The following is a 19,018-nucleotide window of genomic DNA, read 5'->3' as shown; positions in this document are numbered from 1 at the left end:
GAGCTCTCTGTGGGACGCGGGGACCTCCGCCTCGGGTCGCTCGTCATCGGCGGTGTCGCCGTCCGTACGGGCCGCGTCGGCGCCAGCCCGGTCCGCGAGGTCGTGCTCTTCGCTGGAGGCGCGGTCCTCGTCGGGGCTGAGCCCCGCGCGAGGCGCCCGGTTCTCCTCGGGAGCGCGGTCCTTGCCGGGGTCCTCTTCTGGGGTGCGGTCCCCGCGAGGCGTCCGCTCCTCGTCGCGGCTGAGATCCGCGTGAGGCGTCCGGTCCTCGTCAAGGGTGAGGTCCGAGCGAGGCGTCCGGTCCTCGTCAAGGGCGAGGTCCCCGTGAGGCGTTCGGTCCTCTTGCGCGGGGTCGCCCTGGAGGTCGTTTTCGGCCGCGTCGTCGACGGGGGTGAGTTCCCTGGGGGTGGCGCTGTCCGGGAGGGGCGCGGGTTCGTCCACCGGCTGTTCGGCGAGGAGGGACGCGGGTTCCCCGGCGGACTCGCGGACGAGCGGCCGGGCGGTCCCCTCGCCCGGGGCGGCGCCGGACGACGGCGACAGACGCACCAGGGCGGCGGAGAACAGCGCCGTCAGCACCGGCCGGGCCTGGACGAAGGGCTGGTCCCTCAGCTCCCGGCTGGTGAGCGCCAGCAGCCCGGGCCACGACCCGGCCCGGTCGAGCGCGATCGCCACGTGCGGCTCGTCGGCCTCGTCCGGGTCGAGCATGTGCAGCGCCGGCAGCACGTCGCCCACGGCGGCCGCGGGCCAGTGCTCGATGGCGATCTCGGTGAGCAGCTCACCCAGCGACTCGGGCCCGATGGCCGCGAGCACCCGCGGCATGGGCAGGCTGCGCCACCAGGCGTCCGGCAGCCCCGGCTGCCCGGTGAGCAGCGTGATCGTGGACGTGTCGCTCCACCTCAACGGTGGTACGAGGTCGCTCAGGCAGAAATTCATCCCGTTCCGTTCACCAGCCCCTCACGCCGCCGTGCCGTCGCGGGCCATGCGACGCCGTGTCGCGGTGCCATCATCGCGCCACCCACTGAAGAGACCATAGTCCGGCAAAACAGCCCTACGCATCCTGCACTACGCATCAGCGCCGAACGGCGGCAAACCGTAGGCGCACGTAGTCGGCCATCCAGCCGGACTCCCGGCGCAGCGCGGGCGCCGCGAGCTCGTTCACCCGCCGGAGCAGGGGATCGACGAGGCCGGGGGCCAGCCCGTCGAGCGCCGAGGACGCGAACATCCTCACCCAGTCGGCGGCCCCTCCAGGGCACTCCTCCAGGGGCGTGGGCCGGTCGAAGTACTCCAGCAGCCGCACGACGAAACCCTCGGACTCCAGCCGCCGGGCGTACTCGGCGGGGGAGGGGAAGTACCACGGCAGCTCAGGCTCGCGCAGCCCGTGCTCGCGCCAGGCGGTCAGCATCGCCGTGGTCAGCTCGGCGCAGTTGCCGGCCCCGCCCATCTCGGCGACGAACCGCCCCCCGGGCAGCAGCGCCTCCCGCACGCTGGCGATCACGGCGTCGGGGTCGCGGCTCATCCAGTGCAGCGCGGCGTTGGAGAAGACGGCGTCGTACGGGCGGGCCACGGTGAAGTCGTGCGCGTCGCCGACGATGAAGTTCATGCCCGGATACTGCGCGAGCGCCTTCTCGATCATGGCGGAGGACCCGTCGATCCCCAGCACCTCGGCGCCGCGGAAGGCGATCTGGGCGGTCAGCACGCCGGTGCCGCAGCCGAGGTCCAGGACGCGCTCACCCGGCTGCGGGTCGAGCAGGTCCACCAGCGGCGCGCCCTGGGTGGAGACGTAGCCGAAGCTGCTGTCGTAGGCGCGACTGTTCCACCGCTCCAGGCCCGGTGTGTCATATCGCAAGACGATCAGCTCTCAATCGTGAGACATCGGGCCCCCGTGGCCGTAGTGTCGGTTCACTTTAGAGCCAGTTTGTCGCAGCGACATACCTGATCACACCGGTATCACCCCGTGCTTTTTGCCCACTGTTTCTTCACGTAGGTCTTCCCGGCGTCGGTCTGCGGGATCGTCAGCAGCACGGGCGGCCCGGGAGCCTTCGGCAGCTTGCTCGCCTGCTCGGTGTCGAGCGTGCCGCGCATGAGCATCGCCTCGCCCCGCGCCGGTCGCGTCCACCCCTTCTGGAACAGGTTCTGGCCCTGGTCGGAGAAGAGGAACTCCTGCCACAGCCGGGCGGCGGCGGGGTGCGGCGCGGCCTTGTCGATCGCCTGCACGTGGAAGGCGCCGAGCGGCGCGTCCCTCGGGATCACCACCTTCCAGGCGGCCGAGTCACGGGCCTCGCGGGCGGCGTTGACGTGGTCCCAGGTCACGACGGTGTTGGCGGAGGCCGGACTGGTGAGCTGCCCGGCCTGCTTGAGCTTGGCGAACAGCGCCACCCCCTGCTGCGGTTGCGGCGAGCCGGCCCGTAGGGAGGCGGCCATCACGCCGGAGAACGCCGCCTGGGAGCGCAGGGGGTCGCCGTCGAGCGCCACCTTGTACCCGGGCTTGGCCAGATCGGCGAAGGAGGCGGGGGCGGGCACCGCGCGGGGGTCGTACCCGATGGACATGTAGCCGCCGTAGGCGGCGTACCAGGCGCCGGCCGGATCCTTGACGTGGTCGGGCACGTCGAGCCAGCCCTGAACCTTGTACGGCGCGAACCGCCCGCCGGCGCCCACCGCCTCCTCCAGGGTGAGGTCGAACACGTCGGGCTTGAGCTTGGCGGCGGTGTCGAGCGCCCGGCGGCTGCTGGCCCCCGGTTCGAGCTGCTTGACCTCGATGCCGTACTCCTCGGCGAAGGCGTCGATGATCTCGCCGTAGTTCGCCCAGTCGCGGGGGAGCCCGACGACGGTGAGCGTGCCCTCCTTCTGGGCCGCCTGGACCAGCCGTTCCATGGTGCCGAAGCCCTCTTTGAGCGAGGCGGCATGGACGTTGACGGGTGGCCCGGAGCCGGGCTGCTCAGCGGACGGCGACGCGCCGCATCCGGCGCTGGCGAGGATGGCGGCTACGGCGGCGCAGGTACGTACGGTCACACAATGAATACTTACCGTTACTTCCGTCCAGGTCGAGGAGGCGCGGCCGGAACCACCCTGCCCGCGACCAGCGTCTCCTCCGGGATCTCGACGAGAGTGCCGTCGCGCTTGCGGACGCGCAGCACTCCGCCCTCCCACGATTCGAGCGTGCCGACGGCGTCTCTGAACCCTTCCGGGACCCGCCTGCGCGTGGTGACGCGCGCTCCGACGTCGGATGCTGAGATAGTGATCACGAGGCGAGCGGCCACGAGTTTGCCACCCTCCGTTTCAGTCGCCTGGCAGGCACGGCAATACTAGGGCGTAGCAAACCGCGGTCAGAGTCATGCCATGGTGCGGAGAAGAAGGAGCTCGAGGTGACCTACGTCATCGCGCAGCCTTGCGTGGACGTCCTGGACAAGGCGTGCATCGAGGAGTGCCCCGTCGATTGCATCTACGAGGGCGAGCGCATGCTTTACATCCACCCCGACGAGTGCGTCGACTGCGGAGCGTGCGAGCCTGTGTGCCCGGTCGAGGCGATTTTCTACGAGGACGACCTTCCCGAGCAGTGGAAGGACTTCTACAAGGCCAACGTGGACTTCTTCGAGGACCTCGGATCGCCCGGTGGCGCGTCCAAGGTCGGCAAGATCGAGAAGGACCACCCGGTCGTGGCGGCGCTCCCGCCGCAGAGCGAGTAACCGGAGCGGCCCGCGCGCGGGCCGCTCACACGGCGGGGCGGCAGGCCGTTGCCGCACGCGCCGCGTGCCCGCCGTGCGGGTGCGCGGTCCCAGCCCGTACGTATGAGCCTGGAGAACCGTGAACAAGCTGCCTGACTTCCCCTGGGACCGGCTGGAGCCGTACAAGGAGCGCGCCCGCGCGCACCCCGGCGGCATCGTCGACCTCTCGGTCGGCACTCCCGTGGACCCGGTGCCGGGGCTCGTCCAGGAAGCGCTGTCCCGGGCGGCCGACAGCCCCGGCTACCCCTTCACCCACGGGACCCAGGCGCTGCGGCAGGCGGCCGCGGGCTGGCTGGCGCGCAGGCACGGCGTACGGGTCGACCAGCGCGACGTGCTGCCGGTGATCGGCTCCAAGGAGTTCGTCGCCTGGCTGCCGACCTATCTCGGCGCCAAGCGGGTGGTCTTCCCCGAGCTGGCCTATCCCACCTACGACGTGGGGGCCAGGCTGGCGGGGGCCGCGGGCACGGCCGCCGACGGGCTGCTCGCGCTCGGCCCGCAGCAGGCCGACCTCGTCTGGGTCAACTCGCCGGGCAACCCGACCGGCAAGGTGCTCCCCGTGGAGCACCTCCGCAAGGTGGTGGCCTGGGCGCGCGAGCGCGGCGCGATCGTCGCCTCCGACGAGTGCTACATCGAGCTCGGCTGGGAGGAGCGTCCGGTGTCGATCCTGCACCCGGACGTGTGCGAGGGGTCCCACGAGGGCCTGCTCGCCGTCCACTCGCTGTCGAAGCGGTCCAACATGGCCGGATACCGCACCGGTTTCGTCACCGGCGACCCCGCGCTGATCAAGCGCCTGCTGGAGATCCGCAAGCACGCCGGCATGCTGATGCCCGAGCCCGCGCAGGCGGCGATGACCGCCGCGCTGGGCGACGACCGCCACGCCGACGAGCAGCGCGAGCGCTACGCCGCGCGCCGCGCCCTGCTGCGGCCGGCGCTGGAACGGGCCGGCTGGCGCGTCGACCACTCCGAGGCCGGGCTCTATCTGTGGGCGTCCGACGGCCGGAACTGCTGGGATCAGGTCGGCAAGCTTTCCGAAACCGGCATTCTGGTCGCGCCCGGTGAGTTCTACGGACCGGCAGGTGGGCGGCACATCCGGGTCGCGCTCACGGCCACTGACGAACGCATCGATGCGGCGGTGCGCCGCCTCCAGTAGGATCGCCCCTCAAACGCCCCTCCCGTCGTCGGAAGGGGCGAGCCGGATAGACAGCAACACAAGTAGATACCGGGCGTTCGCCGAGGCGAACCGCGAGTGGAGCGAGCCGTACGATGAGCATGACCTCCATGGTCGTTCTCGGGCTGAGCATCGCCACCGTCCTCCTCCTGCTTGGGGCGTTCCTGGCCACCCTGCGCCAGGACAGGAAGGACCGCACGGCGGTCGAGCAGCCGGTCGAGGTCGCTCCCGCCGAGCCCCCGCTACCTGCGCCGGTCGCGGCGGCCGGGCATGCCGGCATCGACTACACCGACCCGCGCACGCTCAGGGTCGGCGACAAGATCGAGGTTCTCGGGTCGCCGGTGCGCGTGCTCGGCGCCCTGTACGTGTCGTGGCAGGGCCAGCAGTGGGTCGAGTACCGCCTGCGCGACGGCGCCCGCCGCGTCCAGTGGCTGACGGTCGAGATGCGCAAGGGCCAGACCCCCGACCAGCCGCCGCACCTGGAGGTGCTGCTCTGGACCGACGTGCCCACCCAGGGCATGGTCCCGGCGCGGAGCAGCCTGATCATGGATGACGTCGAGTTCCACCCGCTGGAGCGGGGCACCGCCGCCTTCCGGTCGGAGGGCAGCACGAGCAAGCCCGACAGGGGGCTGCTCGACTTCGCCGACTACCGGTCGACCGACGGGCGGCTGCTGTCGTTCGAGCGGGTGCAGGGCCAGGCGTGGACGGCAGCGTACGCGCAGCCGCTGCCGCCCGGCTCGATCGGCATCATCAGCCGCGCCTCCTCCTAGTCAGGCCAGCTCGACCTTCCGGCTGCCGGACGCGCTGCCGTCGACCCAGCCTTCCACCCGCGTGTCGTTGGACCAGCGGGCGCCGGCGTACTCCACCCGGCTCAGCCCGTACTTCTGCGCGTGCGCCACCGACCAGGCGGCGATCAGCCAGCCGCGCTTGCTGCCGGTGACGGTGGTGCTGCCGAGCGCCCGCTTGAGCTGGCGGCGGGCCTGGGCCGTCTTGGGCCGGGGCGCGGCGGCCTGCTCGGCGCCCGCCTTGCCGCCGCTCGCCTGCGCATCGCCGGCCTGGCCCGTCTCCGGCGGATACCAGCAGTGGACGGCGCGCGGGACGCGCCCGGTGAACGCCGCCGCGAGGATCTCGGCCTCCTCCTGGTGGGGGCCGTAGGCGTAGCCGGCCGCCGAGCGCTGCACCTCCTGGGCGGCCTCCGCGACCGGCATCTTGCGGTAGCCCTTGACCTTGACCAGGGCGGCGAAGAAGCGTTCGGTCGCGTAGACGGGGTCCATGATCTGCTTCTTGGTGCCCCACCCCTGCGACTCGCGCTGCTGGAACACGCCGACCGAGTCGCGGTCGCCGTAGTCGAGGTTGTAGAGCTTGGACTCCTGCAGCGCCGTCGCGTACGCGATCACCACGGCCCGCTCCGGCAGCTTGCGCCGGGCGGCCACGGCCGCGATGGTGGCCGCGATCCGGGCCTGCTCGATGTCCATCTCCCGATCGCCGCCGGGGGTGCGCACGACGCAGTGGGCCTCGGGGACGGCCAGGGGCTTGGGCGCCCGCTTGAGCAACTGGTAGACGCCGAACGAGATGCCCACCGCGAGGATCAGCACGATCGCCGCGATGGTGATGACTCCCCGTGAGAAGCGCAGGTGCACGCTGTAGAACCTACCCGGCGGGATAGGCTCCGTGGCCATGACCGAAGTGAGCACCCTGTCACCGGCGATCGACCGGTTGTGGGCGCGGCGCGCCGAGCTGTCACCGGCCGACGCGGAGGCTCGCGCCGCGGTGGTGGCCGCCGTGGACCTGCTCGACCGGGGGCAGGCGCGGGTGGCGTGGCCGTCGGGTGACGAGGTGGTCGTGGACGAGCGGGCCAGGCGGGCGATCCTGCTGGCGTTCAAGGTGCTCGGCATGGCCAGGTCGCAGGTGGGCGACTTCCACCACCACGACAGGGTGCCGCTGAAGACCTCCTTCGACGGGGTCAGGGTGGTGCCGGGCGCGATCGTCCGCTGGGGCGCCTATCTGGCGCCGGGCGTGGTGCTGATGCCGTCGTTCGTCAACACCGGCGCCTACGTCGGGCCGGGCACCATGGTCGACACCTGGGCCACGGTCGGCTCGTGCGCCCAGATCGGCGCCGACGTCCACCTGTCCGGCGGGGTCGGCATCGGCGGCGTGCTGGAACCGCCGAACGCGGCGCCGGTGGTGGTGGAGGACGGCGCGCTGATCGGCAGCCGGGCGATGATCGTGGAGGGCGCCCGGGTGGGCCGCGGCGCCGTCGTCGGCGCCGGCACGATCCTGTCGGCGTCCATGCCCGTCGTCGACGTCCAGACCGGCGAGGAGCTGGCCCGCGGCCGCGTCCCCGACTGGTGCGTGGCGGTGGGCGGCACCCGCCAGAAGGAGTACCCCGGCGGGACGTTCGGGCTGCCCTGCGTCCTGGTGCTCAAGCGCCTGGAGCCGGGGCGGCGCCACGACAAGGCAGCGCTCAACGAGGTGCTGCGCGAACACGGAGTGAACACCTGATGCTTGACCTGACGCAGGACGTCCGCACGCTGACGGCGGCCGTCGTCGACATCGAGTCCGTGAGCGGCGCGGAGGAGCACCTCGCCGGGCTGGTCGAGCGGGCGCTGACCGGGCTGCCGCACCTGAAGGTCGACAGGTCGGGCAACACCGTCGTGGCCCGCACCACGCTGGGCCGGGCCGAGCGGGTGGTGATCGCCGGTCACCTCGACACGGTGCCCGTCGCCGGCAACCTGCCCAGCCGGGTCGAGGACGGCCTGCTCTACGGCTGCGGCACCTCCGACATGAAGGCCGGGGTGGCCGTCGCGCTGAAGCTGGCGGCCACGGTGCCCGACCCGGTCCGCGACGTCACGTACGTCTTCTACGACTGCGAGGAGATCGAGGCCGCGCGCAACGGGCTCACCCGGGTCGCCCGCGAGCACCCCGGCTGGCTGGCGGCCGACTTCGCCGTGCTGATGGAGCCGACCGACGGGGTCATCGAGGGCGGCTGCCAGGGCACGCTGCGCGCCGAGATCCGGGTCACCGGCAAGCGCGCCCACAGCGCCAGGTCGTGGTTCGGGGTCAACGCCGTCCACGGCATCGAGCCGGTGCTCGCCAGGCTGAACGCCTACGAGGCGCGGCGGCCGGTGGTCGACGGGCTGGAGTACCACGAAGGGCTGAACGCGGTCGGCGTGCGCGGCGGCGTGGCGGGCAACGTCATCCCCGACGAGTGCGTGGTCACCGTCAACTACCGCTTCGCCCCCGACCTGACGGTCGAGCGGGCGCGGGCGCACGTGCGCGAGGTGTTCGACGGGTACGAGGTCGCGTTCGTGGACGCGGCGCCCGGGGCGCGGCCTGGCCTGACCCACCCGGTGGCCGCCGCCTTCACCGCCGCCGTCGGCGGCACGCCGCGGGCCAAGCTGGGCTGGACCGACGTGGCGCGCTTCTCCGACCTGGGCGTCCCGGCCGTCAACTACGGCCCCGGCGACCCCAATCTGGCACACCAGCAGGGCGAGTACGTGACGCTGGAGAAGATCGTGGAGGGCGAGCGGGCGATGCGCGCCTGGCTCACCGGGGGCCGGAAACAGTGAAAGTGGCTCTCCTCGCCGGCCATTTGACGGGGAGAGCCACTTTCAGTCCCGAGCAGCACCCTCGCCGGTTAGACGCAGGGGTCGCGAAATCTGGTTCCAGGTTTCCCGGGAAGTTTTTCAAGATTCTTCCGGCGGCCTTCCTGGCGGCATCCCGGCCACGTCCCCGCAGGGTAGGCAGATACCGGACATCCAGCGAACTGTTGAGGGATAGCGTGGTCCGTATGAGAGCGAATCGCCGCGAACGGCGGCAAGGCCAGGCGGTGGTGCGCGGCAACCTGGTGCCCGAGTCGACCCATGACCAGAGGCTGCTGGCCCGTCAGGGGCCCGCCGACTGGGTGCACCAGGACCCGTGGCGCGTGCTGCGGATCCAGGCGGAGTTCGTCGAGGGCTTCGGCCAGCTGGCCGAGCTCCCCCGCGCGGTCACCGTGTTCGGCTCGGCCAGGACCCCCGCCGACTCGACGGAGTACAAGGTGGGCCGGGAGCTCGGCAGGGCGCTGGCGCAGGCCGGTTTCGCGGTGATCACCGGAGGCGGGCCCGGCGTCATGGAGGCGGCCAACCGGGGCGCCACCGAGGTCGACGGCGGCGTGTCGGTCGGGCTCGGCATCGAGCTGCCGTTCGAGCAGCGTATGAACGACTACGTGGACCTCGGCATCGAGTTCCGCTACTTCTTCGTACGCAAGACCATGTTCGTGAAGTACTCGTGCGGGTTCATCGCGCTGCCCGGCGGGTTCGGCACGCTCGACGAACTGTTCGAGGCGCTCACCCTGGTCCAGACCCACAAGGTCACCAGCTTCCCCGTGGTGCTGATGGGCTCGGAGTTCTGGGGCGGGCTGCTCGACTGGGTCAAGAGCCAGCTGTGCGGCACCGGCAAGATCGCCCCCCACGACCTCGACCTGATCACGGTCACCGACGACGTCGACGAGGCGGTGCGGATCATCACCGACTCCGAGCTGAACCGGTCGCGCCGGCGGGAGGACGAGGAGGAGTCCGTCAGGGCGCAGGTGGCCGAGCCGCAATAGGCTGGCTCTCCGTGAACATCTGCGTCTTCTGCGCCTCAAGCCGGCACATCGACGACAAGTATCTCCGCCTGGCGGCCGAGGTGGGGGGTGAGCTGGCCCGGCGCGGCCACACCCTGGTGAGCGGCGGCGCGACCGTCTCCTGCATGGGCGAGGTCACCAGGGCGGCCCGCGCCGCCGGCGGCCGCACGATCGGCGTCATCCCCCAGGTCCTCGTCGAGATCGAGATCGCCGACGAGGATTCCGACGAGCTGATCGTCACGGCCGACATGCGCGAGCGCAAGGGCCAGATGGACGCCAGGTCCGACGCCTTTCTGGTGCTGCCCGGCGGCATCGGCACGCTGGAGGAGCTGTTCGAGATCTGGACGGCCAGGGTGCTCGGCATCCACGACCGTCCCCTGGTGATCCTCGATCCCTGGGGGCTCTACCGGCCGCTCAGGGACCTGGTCAGCGGCATGTACGACGCCGGGTTCACCCGCGCCGGCGTCTTCGACGCCATCTCCTGGACCACCACGGTCGACGAGGCGCTGGCCCATCTCGAAGCCCGCGCGCAGCCCGTCCGGCCGAGCGTGGAGGAGCTGAGCGAGGCCGTCGACTGAGCGTCCGGCTGCGCACCGGGTGGGGCAAGTGCGGGACTCGTGCCCCGGTGGTATGAGTACGATGCCAATGTGCTGCTGGTCATCCTCGCCATCGCCGCGCTCGCCATCCTGGCCGGCGTGGTCCTGGTGTCCCTGGGCAAGGGCGGTGAGCTGACCGAGTTCCCGCCGGACGTGCCGCCGCTCAACCTTCCCGAGGCGGGCAATCTCGCGGCGGTCGACGTCCTGGCGTTGCAGTTGCCGGTCAATCTGATCGGTTACCACACGCAGAGCGTCGACGAGTCCCTGCGCCGGATGGCCAACGCCATCAGCGCGCGTGACACCAGGATCGCGATCCTGGAGCAGCGGGTGTCGGAGCTGCTGTCGAGCAGGCTGTACGCCCGCCAGGAGGTCTACGCCGCGCCGGGCAACGGGCCACGCACCGAGCACGAGCCGCCCGCCTCGCCCCTCGCGCTGACCGCCGAGAGCGGCCCGCCGTCCAACGGTCACGTGCCCCCGTCCGCGCTGGAGGCGCCGGCCGGCGTCGAGCACGAGCCGGTCTCCTGGGTGGGACCCGACGGCCAGGACCTCGCCGCATCATCCGAACACGACGAGCCCGAAGACCTTGAGACCGGGGAGAGTTCCGCGGAGCGGGACGGGTCTGAACCGTCCGAGGCCGAGCAGGGTCCGGTGGAGCGGGACGAGCAGGAGCGGTTCGAGACGGCGCAGAGCGCGGCGGAGGGGTCCGAGAGGGGCGACCGGCGACGGTCTTCCGAGGGGTCCGGCGACGTCGGCGAACTGGTGCGGGTCTCCGGCGACAAAGACGGCGACGACAAAGCGCGCGACGAGGACGGCGGCAAGGAGGGGGACGGGCGGGCGTGAGCGAGGTGATCCGCTGCTCGTGGGCGGGCATGGCCGACCCGCTCTACCTCGCCTACCACGACGAGGAGTGGGGCCGTCCGGTGCGGGGCGACGACCGGGTCTTCGAGCGGGTGACGCTGGAGGCGTTCCAGTCGGGCCTGTCGTGGCTGACGATCCTGCGCAAGCGGGAGAACTTCCGCGCCGCCTTCGACGGCTTCGCCATCACCAAGGTGGCCGCGTACACCGAGGACGACGTGCGGCGGCTGCTCGCCGACGTGGGCATCGTGCGCAACCGGGCCAAGATCGAGGCCACGGTCGCCAACGCCAGGGCGGCGATGGAGGTGCCGGGCGGCCTGTCCGACCTGGTCTGGAAATATGCCGACCCGTCCGCGCCGGTGCCCGCGACCATGGCCGACGTGCCCGCCGTGACCCCCGCGTCCAAGGCGCTGGCCAAGGAGCTGAAGAGCCACGGGTTCAGGTTCGTCGGCCCGACCACCTCGTACGCGCTGATGCAGGCGATCGGGCTGGTCAACGATCACATCAAGGGCTGCGTGGCGCGGGCCTGAGCCCGCGCGCCGTCAGCGACCGTGGAAGACCGGCTGCTCCTTGGCCAGGAACGACGCCGTGGCCCGCAGGTGGTCGTCGGTGGCCGCGCACGCGTCCTGCAGGTCGGCCTCCAGCGCCAGAGCCTCGGGCAGCGGACGCGCGGCGGCGTGGGCCAGCGCCCGCTTGGTGGCGCCGTAGGCCTTCGTCGGCCCCTGCGCGAGCCGTACGGCCAGCTCGTGCGCGGTCTTGAGCACGTCGTCGGCGGGCACCACGCGGGTGACCATGCCCAGCTCCAGCGCGCGGGCGGCGGTGACGGGCTCGCCGAGCAGCATCAGCTCCGTCGCCCGGCCCAGGCCGACCAGGCGCTGCAGCGTCCACGAGGCGCCCGAGTCGGGCGCCAGCCCGATGCCCGCGAACGCCAGCGCGAACTTGGCCTTCTCCGAGGCGATCCGCAGGTCGCAGGCGAAGGCGAGGGCGGCGCCCGCGCCCGCGGCCACCCCGTTGACCGCCGCGACGACCGGCTGGTCCATCGTGGTGATCAGCTCGATGATCGGGTTGTAGTGCTCGCGCACCGTGTTGTCCAGGCCGCGGCCGGCCTCCAGGTTGGCGGCGTGCTCGCGCAGGTCCTGCCCCGCGCAGAAGGCCCGGCCCGAGCCGGTGAGCAGGACGGCGCGCACGCCGGGGTCGGCCGCCGCCCGCCGCAGCGCGTCCAGCAAGGCGGTCTTGACCTCCGCCGTCAGCGAGTTCATCGCGTCGGGCCGGTCGAGCGTGATGGTGGCGACGGCGTCGGCCACGTCATAACGGATCAATGCAACTCCCTGTCGACGAACGCGGCGGCTGCGGGCAGCAGCCGGGCTGCCTCCTGCTCGAAGAACGCCCTGGCCTTCTCACCCGGCCAGCCCGCGGGCAGCAGCTCGGGCGGCAGGCCGGGGTCACGGAACAGGAAGTTCCGCCATCCGTGCACGAGCTTGCTCCTTGTCGCGAAGACTAGGTCGGGCCTGGCCTGGGCGGGCAGGGCGGTGATCAGTGTGTCGGCCTCGGCGTGCCACTGCTCGTAGGCCTCGCCGATGGCGTCCAGATCCCAGGCCCGCGCCACCAGCTCGCGCGGGTCTCCCTCCAGTGCCGCCTCGAACCTATCGGCCCGCACTCCCTCGCTCTCCAGCAGGTGGTCCAGCTCGGCGGAGGAACGCGGGCCGATCCAGGTGCTCTCGGAAAGCGCCGCGTAGCCGAGGAAGGCCAGCGTGATCCTGATCCGCTCGCGGCGCGGCCGTTCCTTGACGGGCGGGAACACGATCAGGTGCCAGCGGCTGTTCCAGCTCAAGGTTCCGGCTCGGTAAATTCTCAGCGCCGCCTCATCCAGCCGTCTGACGCACTTCGGGGTGAGACCGTAGCCGGGCCCGCGCGGCAGCCGGACCGGCCGCAGCCAGCCCTGCCTGACCATGCGGGAAACGGCTGTACGCACGGCCGGTGCGGCGATTTCCAGGGGTTTCATCAATCGAACGAGAGCGGCCACGGACGCCTGCCCACCGCGAGAGCGCAGGTGGTCTCCATACAGGTCGAACAGGGCGGCGCGTGCGTGCACGAAGTCCAGTTTGGATGGCTTCGCCCCGCTCGACAACGCATTCTGGGAGGAGATCGTTACCCATGAGGGCTCTCGATGCGGGAGAATAGGACATCACAGAAGACGTGAATACGCCGACCACCCGTTTCGGGAGGTCGGAGGTCGGAGATCGCGGGCCGCGGGAGCCCAAGGCAGGAAGGGATGCACGCATGGCGGCGATGAAGCCGCGGACCGGCGATGGTCCGCTCGAGGTCACCAAGGAAGGGCGCGGCATTGTCATGCGGGTCCCCCTGGAGGGGGGCGGACGGCTCGTCGTGGAGATCTCCGCGGACGAGGCCAAGGCTCTCGGCGAAGCATTGAAGAACGTCGTCGGCTAGAGCTTCCGACCGATCTTCACCCCACGGCCCTGGCGTGCACCCGCGTGCCAGGGTCGCCGACGTATGAGGAGAGAACGTGCCGATCGAGACCGCTGCCTCGGTGGTCGCCCAGGTTCCCGACGACGCCCCGCTGCTGGCCGTCCCTTACGACTCCGCGCTCGCCCCGGCGCTCCAGCTCGACCTGCACGTGCCGGTCGCCGGGCTGCTCGCGCACTACGAGGCCGAGGGAGAAGCGGGCGAGGTCGTCGAGGTCCCGGTGGCCAGGGGCGACGGCGTCGGCCGCGTCCTGCTCTACGGGGTGGGCGACGGCTCTCCGCGAGCCCTGCGCAAGGCCGCGGCCACGCTGACCCGCCGCGCCCGCGGCAAGGAGTCGCTGGCCGTGGTCACGCCCGAGGGCGACCCGCGGGCCTTCGCCGAGGCCGCGCTGCTGGCCGCCTACTCGTTCAAGATCGGTTCGGCGGGGAAGCGGCCGGTGGGCGCGATCACCTTCGTCGGCGCCGACGAGGAGCAGGTCCGCAGGGGCGAGAGCGTGGCGCGGGCCGTCGCGCTGGCCCGCGACCTGGCCAACATGCCGTCGTCGGTCAAGGGCCCGTCGTGGCTGGCCGAGCGGGCCGCCGAGCAGGGCGTCCCGATCCGCGTCTGGGACGAGGAGCAGCTCCAGGCCGAGGGCTTCGGCGGCCTCCTGGCCGTCGGCCGCGGCTCGGCCCGGCCGCCGCGGCTCATCCAGCTCTCCTACACTCCCGACGAGCCCGCCGAGCGCCACGTGGTGCTGGTCGGCAAGGGCATCACCTTCGACTCGGGCGGGCTGTCGCTCAAGCCCACCGAGAACATGAAGACGCAGAAGACCGACATGGCCGGCGGCGCCGTGGTGATCGCCGTGATGGGCGCGCTGGCCCGGCTCGGCCTCCCGATCCGGGTGACGGGCCTGGTGGCCGCCGCCGAGAACATGCCGTCCGGCACGGCCCAGCGCCCCGGCGACGTGATCAGGCCGTACGGCGGGCGCACCGTCGAGGTGCTCAACACCGACGCCGAGGGGCGCCTGGTGCTGGCCGACGCGCTCGCCTACGCCGACGCCCGGCTCGACCCCGACGTGGTCGTCGACGTCGCCACGCTCACCGGCGCCGTCACCGTCGCGCTCGGCCGCCACCGCGGCGGCCTCTACGCCTCCGACGACGAGCTGGCCAAGCGGCTGCTGGAGGCCGGGGAGGCCAGCGGCGACCGGCTGTGGCGGCTGCCGCTGATCGACGACTACGCCGGGGCGCTGGAGTCGCCGGTGGCCGACCTGGCCAACGTCGAGATCGGCTCCCGTTACGGCGCCGGTTCGATCACGGCCGCGCTGTTCCTGCGCGAGTTCGCCGGCGACCGGCCGTGGGCCCACCTCGACATCGCCGGGGTGGGGCGGAGCACGGTCGACGAAGGGCTCCTGACCAAGGGCGCCACCGGGTTCGGCGTGCGCGTGCTGCTGGAGTGGCTGTCCGGGCTGTGACGCGCCTCAGCCGGAGACCTTGACCGCGGCCAGCAGGCCGTCGCCGAGCGGTATGAGCAGCGACCGCAGCCGGTCGTCGGCCTGCACGAGCTTGCCCAGCTCGCGCAGCGACACGGTGTCGGGGTCGCGCTGGGCGGGGTCGGCCACCCGGTGGTGCCAGAGCACGTTGTCGAAGGCCACGATGCCGCCGACGCGGAGCAGGCGGACCGCCTCGGAGAGATAGTCGGCGTACTCCTGCTTGGCCGCGTCGGCGAAGACCAGGTCGTAGCCGCCGTCGGAGAGCCGCGGCAGCACGTCGAGCGCCCGTCCGGTGATCAGCCGCACCCGGCCGCCCGAGAAGCCCGCCTCCGCGAACGCCTGCCGGGCGAGCCGCTGGTGCTCGGGCTCGACGTCGACGCTCGTGAGCGTGCCGTCGGCACGCATGCCCCGCAGCAGCCACAGCCCCGAGACGCCGCAGCCGGTGCCGACCTCGACCACCGACTTGGCGTTGATCGCGGTGGCGAGGAAGCAGAGCGCCGCGCCGCCGCCGGGAAGGATGGGCGGGGCACCCATCTCCAGCCCGCGCTGCCGCGCCGCGTGCAGGATCTCATCCTCGTGATGGAACTGCTCCGCATAGGCCAGAGTGGCCTCCAACGGACTGGTCATCGGCCTCCTCCCCCCACTTTCGTGCGATTGGTCACCGATCGCAGCCTAGGGGAGTAGTGCCGGGACGGGAACTCAGGAGGGCCTCGAGGCGTTGCAGGTTTAAACGGGCTTTGCCGGTCCGGATGGCAGTGAGTGCGCACGAAGGGACAAAACCAGGCACTATGACGGTAGCGGTGGTCCCAGAGAGAGGAGTGCTGGTGGACGAAAGTGACCACCAGGCCGATACTCCGTTGTCCGATGTCCCCGGCATGGTCCCCGAACCGGAATGGACCCCTCCCACCTGGGAGGAAGTGGTGCGGACCCACTCCGCGCGTGTCTACCGGCTGGCGTACCGTCTCACCGGCAACGTCCACGACGCGGAGGATCTCACCCAGGAGGTCTTCGTCCGGGTCTTCCGATCTTTGTCCAGTTACACCCCCGGCACGTTCGAGGGCTGGCTGCACCGGATCACGACCAATCTGTTCCTCGACATGGCGCGGCGCAAGCAGCGCATCAGGTTCGAGGGACTGGCCGACGACGCGGCCGAGCGGCTTCGCGGCCGGGAGCCGTCGCCGGCGCAGGCCCTGCACGACGCTCACCTGGAGCCTGACATCCAGGCCGCTCTCGACGCGCTCGCACCCGAGTTCCGGGCGGCGATCGTGCTGTGTGACATCGAGGGATTGTCCTACGAAGAGATCGCGGCCACGCTCGGCGTCAAGCTGGGAACGGTCAGAAGCCGGATTCACCGTGGCCGGGCACAGTTGCGCGAGGCGCTCGAACATCGGGCACCCCGTAATTCCCAACTCCCCCCGACCGTAACCCGTGGGGAGGAAGTCTGACATGGCTCACCTTGAAGAACGCATATCCGCGCTCGTCGACGGCGAACTCAATCACGCCGAGCGAGAGCGCGCGCTGGCCCACCTGACGTTCTGTGCCGACTGCAGGAGAGAAGTGGAGTCGGTGCGGGCGCTCAAGTCCCGCCTGCGCTCGCTGGAGACCCCCGCGCTGCCCGCGGACCTCACCATGTCGCTGCTGCGCATGGCCGAGCCCGGCGGTCCGCTGCCGCCCAGGGAGCGGCCTTTCCCTACGCGTACGTTCGGAGGGGTGCCCATCCCGGGGCCGCACAGCATCGCCCCTTTGGACAACCGGCCCCGAAGGAACGGCACTGGTGGCGCCTCCTCGGGCCCTGGCCGCGCGACTAGGCGCGGCACGTACGTCGCCGTCAGCGTCGTGTCGGCGGCCGTGGCGCTCGGCACGTTCTTCGCCGTCTCCGGCGCCGGGCAGACCACCCAGACGCCGCCGGTCGAGCTCGTCAAGCGCGTGCAGCCGACGCCCACGGGCGCGCCGTCCACCGCCACTCCTTGAGACCGATCCCGGCTGGGATACTCGTGATGGCGTAGTCCATGGCGTGAGGGGCATACGATCTGAGATCGGGATATGTCAGGAGAATCGGGCTGACAATTGCTTTACAGCACCCGTATGCCGTACAGACCATGGTTGCGGTGTCGTGAGCAAGGAGTGGTGGATTAGATGACCGACGAGACGCGCCCCGAAGGACGCACGCCGTCGGGACACCCTGAGCCACAGGGCCGGCCGGAGTTCCTCCCCGCCGGAGACCGGCAGGACGGGCGGCCGCCCGCCCCCGGCGGTGACGACGCCGGCGAGACCTCCGTCTTCGGCACCTCCCACCCTTACGACGAGCCGGCCCGCCCGGGCGACACCCGCGCGTACGAGCCCCCCGGCCCGCCCCCCGCCTTCGGCCACCCCAGCGGCGAGAGCCCGTCCTTCGGCAACCCGAGCGGCGAACGCCCCTCTTTCGGACACCCCGGCGGCGAAGGCCCGCCCTTCGGCCATCCGGGCGGCGAGCGTCCGTCCTTCGGCAACCCGAGCGGCGAGGGCCCGTCCTTCGGTCATCCGGGCGGCGAAGGCTCGCCCTACGGCGAGTCACCCCGTTTCGGCGACTCGGGCGAGGGCCCGCCCTTCGGGCATCCGAGTGGTGAGCGTCCCTCTTTCGGGCACCCCGGTGGTGAAGGCCCCGGTTTCGGCAACCCCGGTGGCGAGCGTCCGACCTTCGGGCATCCGGGTGGGGAAGGACCGGCTTTCGGCAACCCCGGCGGCGAGGGTTCGTCCTTCGGGCATCCCGGTGGTGAAGGACCGCGCTTCGGTGGCCCGGCCGGCGAGAACGCGTACGCGACCGGCGAGTGGCCGTTCTTCGGCAGCGGCGAGAAGCGCCCCGGCTCCTTCACCAACCCCAGCGGCGAGGGCCCGTTCGGCGGGAGCGGCCCGCCGCCGCCGCCGAACGCCCTGCCCATGGGCGCCAACTGGGCGCCGCCGCCCGGCGCCACCAGGGTCGCGGCCCCCCGCCGCGGCCCCAGCACCCCGATGCTGCTCGTGCTGGCCCTGGTCGTCGCCCTGGTCGCGTCCGGGCTCGGCAGCGTCGGCACCTACCTGCTGACCCGCCCGAGCGGCAGCACCGACCCCTCCTACAGCCTCGGCCCCATCCCCACGGGCAACGTCGACCGCGCCCCCACCTCCGTCGCCGGCGTGGCCGCGCGGGTGCTGCCCAGCGTGGTCTCGCTGGAGGTCGGCAACGGCAGCAACACCGAGGGCGCCTCCGGCTCCGGGTTCCTGATCAAGAACGGGTACGTGGTGACGAACAACCACGTGGTCGCCCTGGCCGCCGGCGGCGGCGACATCAAGATCATGTTCAACAACCGCAAGACCACGACGGCCCGCATCGTCGGCCGCGACCCCGGCTCCGACCTCGCGGTGCTCAAGCCCGAGGAGACGTTCGGCACTCCCGAGATCACGCTCGGCAACTCCGACCAGGTGGTCGTGGGCGACCCCGTCATCGCGATCGGCTCGCCGCTGGGCCTGACCGGCACCGTCACCACCGGCATCGTCAGCTCGCTCAACCGGCCGGTCATCGCCGGCGACGAGAGCGGCGGGGGCGGCGAGGAGACCGCGTACATCAGCGCCATCCAGACCGACGCCGCCATCAACCCCGGCAACTCGGGCGGCCCGCTCGTCAACGGCCGCGGCGAGGTCGTGGGCGTCAACTCGGCGATCGCCACCCTCAGCCGGTCCATGACGAGCCAGAGCGGCAGCATCGGCCTCGGCTTCGCCATCCCGGTCAACCAGACGCGCCGCGTCGCCGAGGAGCTCATCACCACCGGCAAGGCCAAGCGTCCCAAGATCGGCATCGTGCTCGACACCGAATACCGCGGCGAGGGCGTACGCATCGCCTCCGGCATCCAGAACGGCCGCCCGCCGATCGACGAGGGCGGCCCGGCGGAGAAGGCCGGGCTCAAGCCCGGCGACATCATCCTTGAGGTCGACGGCCTGCGCCTCCAGGACGGCAACGAGCTCATCGCGCTGATCCGCAGCAAGGCGCCGGGCGCGAAGATCAACATCAAGTACGAGCGCGACAACGAGGAACGCACGGCCACCCTCGTGGTCAGCGCCGACGCTCCCACGCCTACTCCGTCCTGATCTCGCGCGCTCCCGCCGAAGGGA

The 19,018-nt window shown here is 71.7% G+C and carries 21 protein-coding genes and 1 pseudogene; 14 read left to right on the top strand and 8 right to left on the bottom strand.

Features of this window, described 5'->3' with window-relative positions; translation table 11 throughout:
- The 4 genes and pseudogenes from ACIBF7_RS36275 to ACIBF7_RS36260 form a co-directional block, all read right to left on the bottom strand.
- Positions 1–930 (bottom strand): annotated as a pseudogene (locus ACIBF7_RS36275) (hypothetical protein); the annotation flags it as partial.
- A 136-nt stretch (positions 931–1,066) separates the two neighbouring features.
- On the bottom strand, positions 1,067–1,843 hold the full coding sequence (locus ACIBF7_RS36270; protein WP_219543998.1) for a methyltransferase domain-containing protein: 777 nt from the start codon (positions 1,841–1,843) through the stop codon (positions 1,067–1,069).
- A gap of 101 nt (positions 1,844–1,944) precedes the next feature.
- Positions 1,945–3,006, bottom strand: coding sequence for an ABC transporter substrate-binding protein (locus tag ACIBF7_RS36265; protein WP_397199165.1), 1,062 nt, complete (start codon positions 3,004–3,006; stop codon positions 1,945–1,947).
- A 17-nt stretch (positions 3,007–3,023) separates the two neighbouring features.
- Positions 3,024–3,254 carry a hypothetical protein gene (locus ACIBF7_RS36260; protein WP_148029240.1) on the bottom strand — a complete coding sequence of 77 codons (231 nt, stop codon included), beginning with the start codon at positions 3,252–3,254 and terminating at the stop codon, positions 3,024–3,026.
- A 105-nt stretch (positions 3,255–3,359) separates the two neighbouring features.
- Here ACIBF7_RS36260 and fdxA point away from each other — a divergent pair, with 105 nt between their 5' ends.
- From fdxA to ACIBF7_RS36245, 3 genes are all read left to right on the top strand, one after another.
- On the top strand, positions 3,360–3,680 hold the full coding sequence (gene fdxA / locus ACIBF7_RS36255; RefSeq protein WP_148029241.1) for a ferredoxin: 321 nt from the start codon (positions 3,360–3,362) through the stop codon (positions 3,678–3,680).
- A gap of 118 nt (positions 3,681–3,798) precedes the next feature.
- Entirely contained in the window at positions 3,799–4,869 is a 1,071-nt protein-coding gene (gene dapC, locus ACIBF7_RS36250) for a succinyldiaminopimelate transaminase (protein ID WP_219543997.1), read from the top strand.
- Between the two features lie 113 nt (positions 4,870–4,982).
- The gene (locus tag ACIBF7_RS36245; protein ID WP_246639503.1) at positions 4,983–5,657 is read left to right on the top strand and encodes a DUF4178 domain-containing protein; all 675 of its coding nucleotides are present in this window, start codon (positions 4,983–4,985) and stop codon (positions 5,655–5,657) included.
- Here ACIBF7_RS36245 and ACIBF7_RS36240 read toward each other — a convergent pair whose 3' ends face one another.
- Positions 5,658–6,566: a hypothetical protein gene (locus ACIBF7_RS36240; protein ID WP_271276307.1), complete on the bottom strand. Its 909-nt coding sequence runs from the start codon at positions 6,564–6,566 to the stop codon at positions 5,658–5,660.
- Between ACIBF7_RS36240 and ACIBF7_RS36235 the strand changes: the two genes are divergently transcribed.
- From ACIBF7_RS36235 to ACIBF7_RS36210, 6 genes are all read left to right on the top strand, one after another.
- Complete coding sequence (locus ACIBF7_RS36235; RefSeq protein WP_372452409.1) at positions 6,559–7,389, top strand: 2,3,4,5-tetrahydropyridine-2,6-dicarboxylate N-succinyltransferase; 831 nt, start codon at positions 6,559–6,561, stop codon at positions 7,387–7,389. The two genes, ACIBF7_RS36240 and ACIBF7_RS36235, sit on opposite strands and share 8 nt — an antisense overlap.
- Positions 7,389–8,456: a succinyl-diaminopimelate desuccinylase gene (gene dapE, locus ACIBF7_RS36230; protein WP_148029245.1), complete on the top strand. Its 1,068-nt coding sequence runs from the start codon at positions 7,389–7,391 to the stop codon at positions 8,454–8,456. Before ACIBF7_RS36235 ends, dapE begins: the two co-directional genes overlap by 1 nt.
- Before the next feature lie 221 nt (positions 8,457–8,677).
- On the top strand, positions 8,678–9,475 hold the full coding sequence (locus ACIBF7_RS36225) for a TIGR00730 family Rossman fold protein (protein ID WP_148029246.1): 798 nt from the start codon (positions 8,678–8,680) through the stop codon (positions 9,473–9,475).
- Positions 9,476–9,486: 11 nt separating this feature from the next.
- Positions 9,487–10,071: a TIGR00730 family Rossman fold protein gene (locus ACIBF7_RS36220; protein WP_219543993.1), complete on the top strand. Its 585-nt coding sequence runs from the start codon at positions 9,487–9,489 to the stop codon at positions 10,069–10,071.
- 69 nt (positions 10,072–10,140) lie between these two features.
- Entirely contained in the window at positions 10,141–10,929 is a 789-nt protein-coding gene (locus ACIBF7_RS36215; protein ID WP_271276308.1) for a hypothetical protein, read from the top strand.
- The gene (locus ACIBF7_RS36210) at positions 10,926–11,474 is read left to right on the top strand and encodes a DNA-3-methyladenine glycosylase I (RefSeq protein WP_148029249.1); all 549 of its coding nucleotides are present in this window, start codon (positions 10,926–10,928) and stop codon (positions 11,472–11,474) included. Before ACIBF7_RS36215 ends, ACIBF7_RS36210 begins: the two co-directional genes overlap by 4 nt.
- Positions 11,475–11,486: 12 nt before the next feature.
- Here ACIBF7_RS36210 and ACIBF7_RS36205 read toward each other — a convergent pair whose 3' ends face one another.
- Both ACIBF7_RS36205 and ACIBF7_RS36200 read right to left on the bottom strand, forming a co-directional pair.
- Positions 11,487–12,263 (bottom strand): enoyl-CoA hydratase-related protein, encoded by a 777-nt coding sequence (locus ACIBF7_RS36205; protein WP_148029250.1) that lies wholly within the window; start codon positions 12,261–12,263, stop codon positions 11,487–11,489.
- Positions 12,260–13,036, bottom strand: coding sequence for a PaaX family transcriptional regulator C-terminal domain-containing protein (locus ACIBF7_RS36200; protein WP_148029251.1), 777 nt, complete (start codon positions 13,034–13,036; stop codon positions 12,260–12,262). Before ACIBF7_RS36200 ends, ACIBF7_RS36205 begins: the two co-directional genes overlap by 4 nt.
- 188 nt (positions 13,037–13,224) lie before the next feature.
- Here ACIBF7_RS36200 and ACIBF7_RS36195 point away from each other — a divergent pair, with 188 nt between their 5' ends.
- Together ACIBF7_RS36195 and ACIBF7_RS36190 are read left to right on the top strand one after the other, a co-directional pair.
- On the top strand, positions 13,225–13,392 hold the full coding sequence (locus ACIBF7_RS36195; protein WP_020545024.1) for a DUF3117 domain-containing protein: 168 nt from the start codon (positions 13,225–13,227) through the stop codon (positions 13,390–13,392).
- A 76-nt stretch (positions 13,393–13,468) separates the two neighbouring features.
- The gene (locus tag ACIBF7_RS36190; protein WP_397199164.1) at positions 13,469–14,878 is read left to right on the top strand and encodes a leucyl aminopeptidase; all 1,410 of its coding nucleotides are present in this window, start codon (positions 13,469–13,471) and stop codon (positions 14,876–14,878) included.
- Between the two features lie 6 nt (positions 14,879–14,884).
- Here ACIBF7_RS36190 and ACIBF7_RS36185 read toward each other — a convergent pair whose 3' ends face one another.
- Complete coding sequence (locus ACIBF7_RS36185) at positions 14,885–15,523, bottom strand: O-methyltransferase (protein ID WP_148029253.1); 639 nt, start codon at positions 15,521–15,523, stop codon at positions 14,885–14,887.
- 248 nt (positions 15,524–15,771) lie between these two features.
- Between ACIBF7_RS36185 and sigE the strand changes: the two genes are divergently transcribed.
- The 3 genes from sigE (at position 15,772) to ACIBF7_RS36170 (ending at position 18,994) form a co-directional block, all read left to right on the top strand.
- Positions 15,772–16,341, top strand: a complete 570-nt coding sequence (sigE, locus tag ACIBF7_RS36180) for an RNA polymerase sigma factor SigE (RefSeq protein WP_372452411.1) — start codon at positions 15,772–15,774, stop codon at positions 16,339–16,341.
- Between the two features lies 1 nt (position 16,342).
- Entirely contained in the window at positions 16,343–16,867 is a 525-nt protein-coding gene (locus ACIBF7_RS36175; RefSeq protein WP_397199163.1) for an anti-sigma factor family protein, read from the top strand.
- Between the two features lie 165 nt (positions 16,868–17,032).
- Positions 17,033–18,994, top strand: a complete 1,962-nt coding sequence (locus ACIBF7_RS36170) for a trypsin-like peptidase domain-containing protein (RefSeq protein ID WP_397199162.1) — start codon at positions 17,033–17,035, stop codon at positions 18,992–18,994.
- Positions 18,995–19,018: the final 24 nt, after the last annotated feature.

This window comes from Nonomuraea sp. NPDC050478, assembly GCF_044458265.1.
GTDB classification, from domain to species: domain Bacteria; phylum Actinomycetota; class Actinomycetes; order Streptosporangiales; family Streptosporangiaceae; genus Nonomuraea; species Nonomuraea ferruginea.
This window is presented reverse-complemented; position numbering and strand designations above follow the sequence as displayed.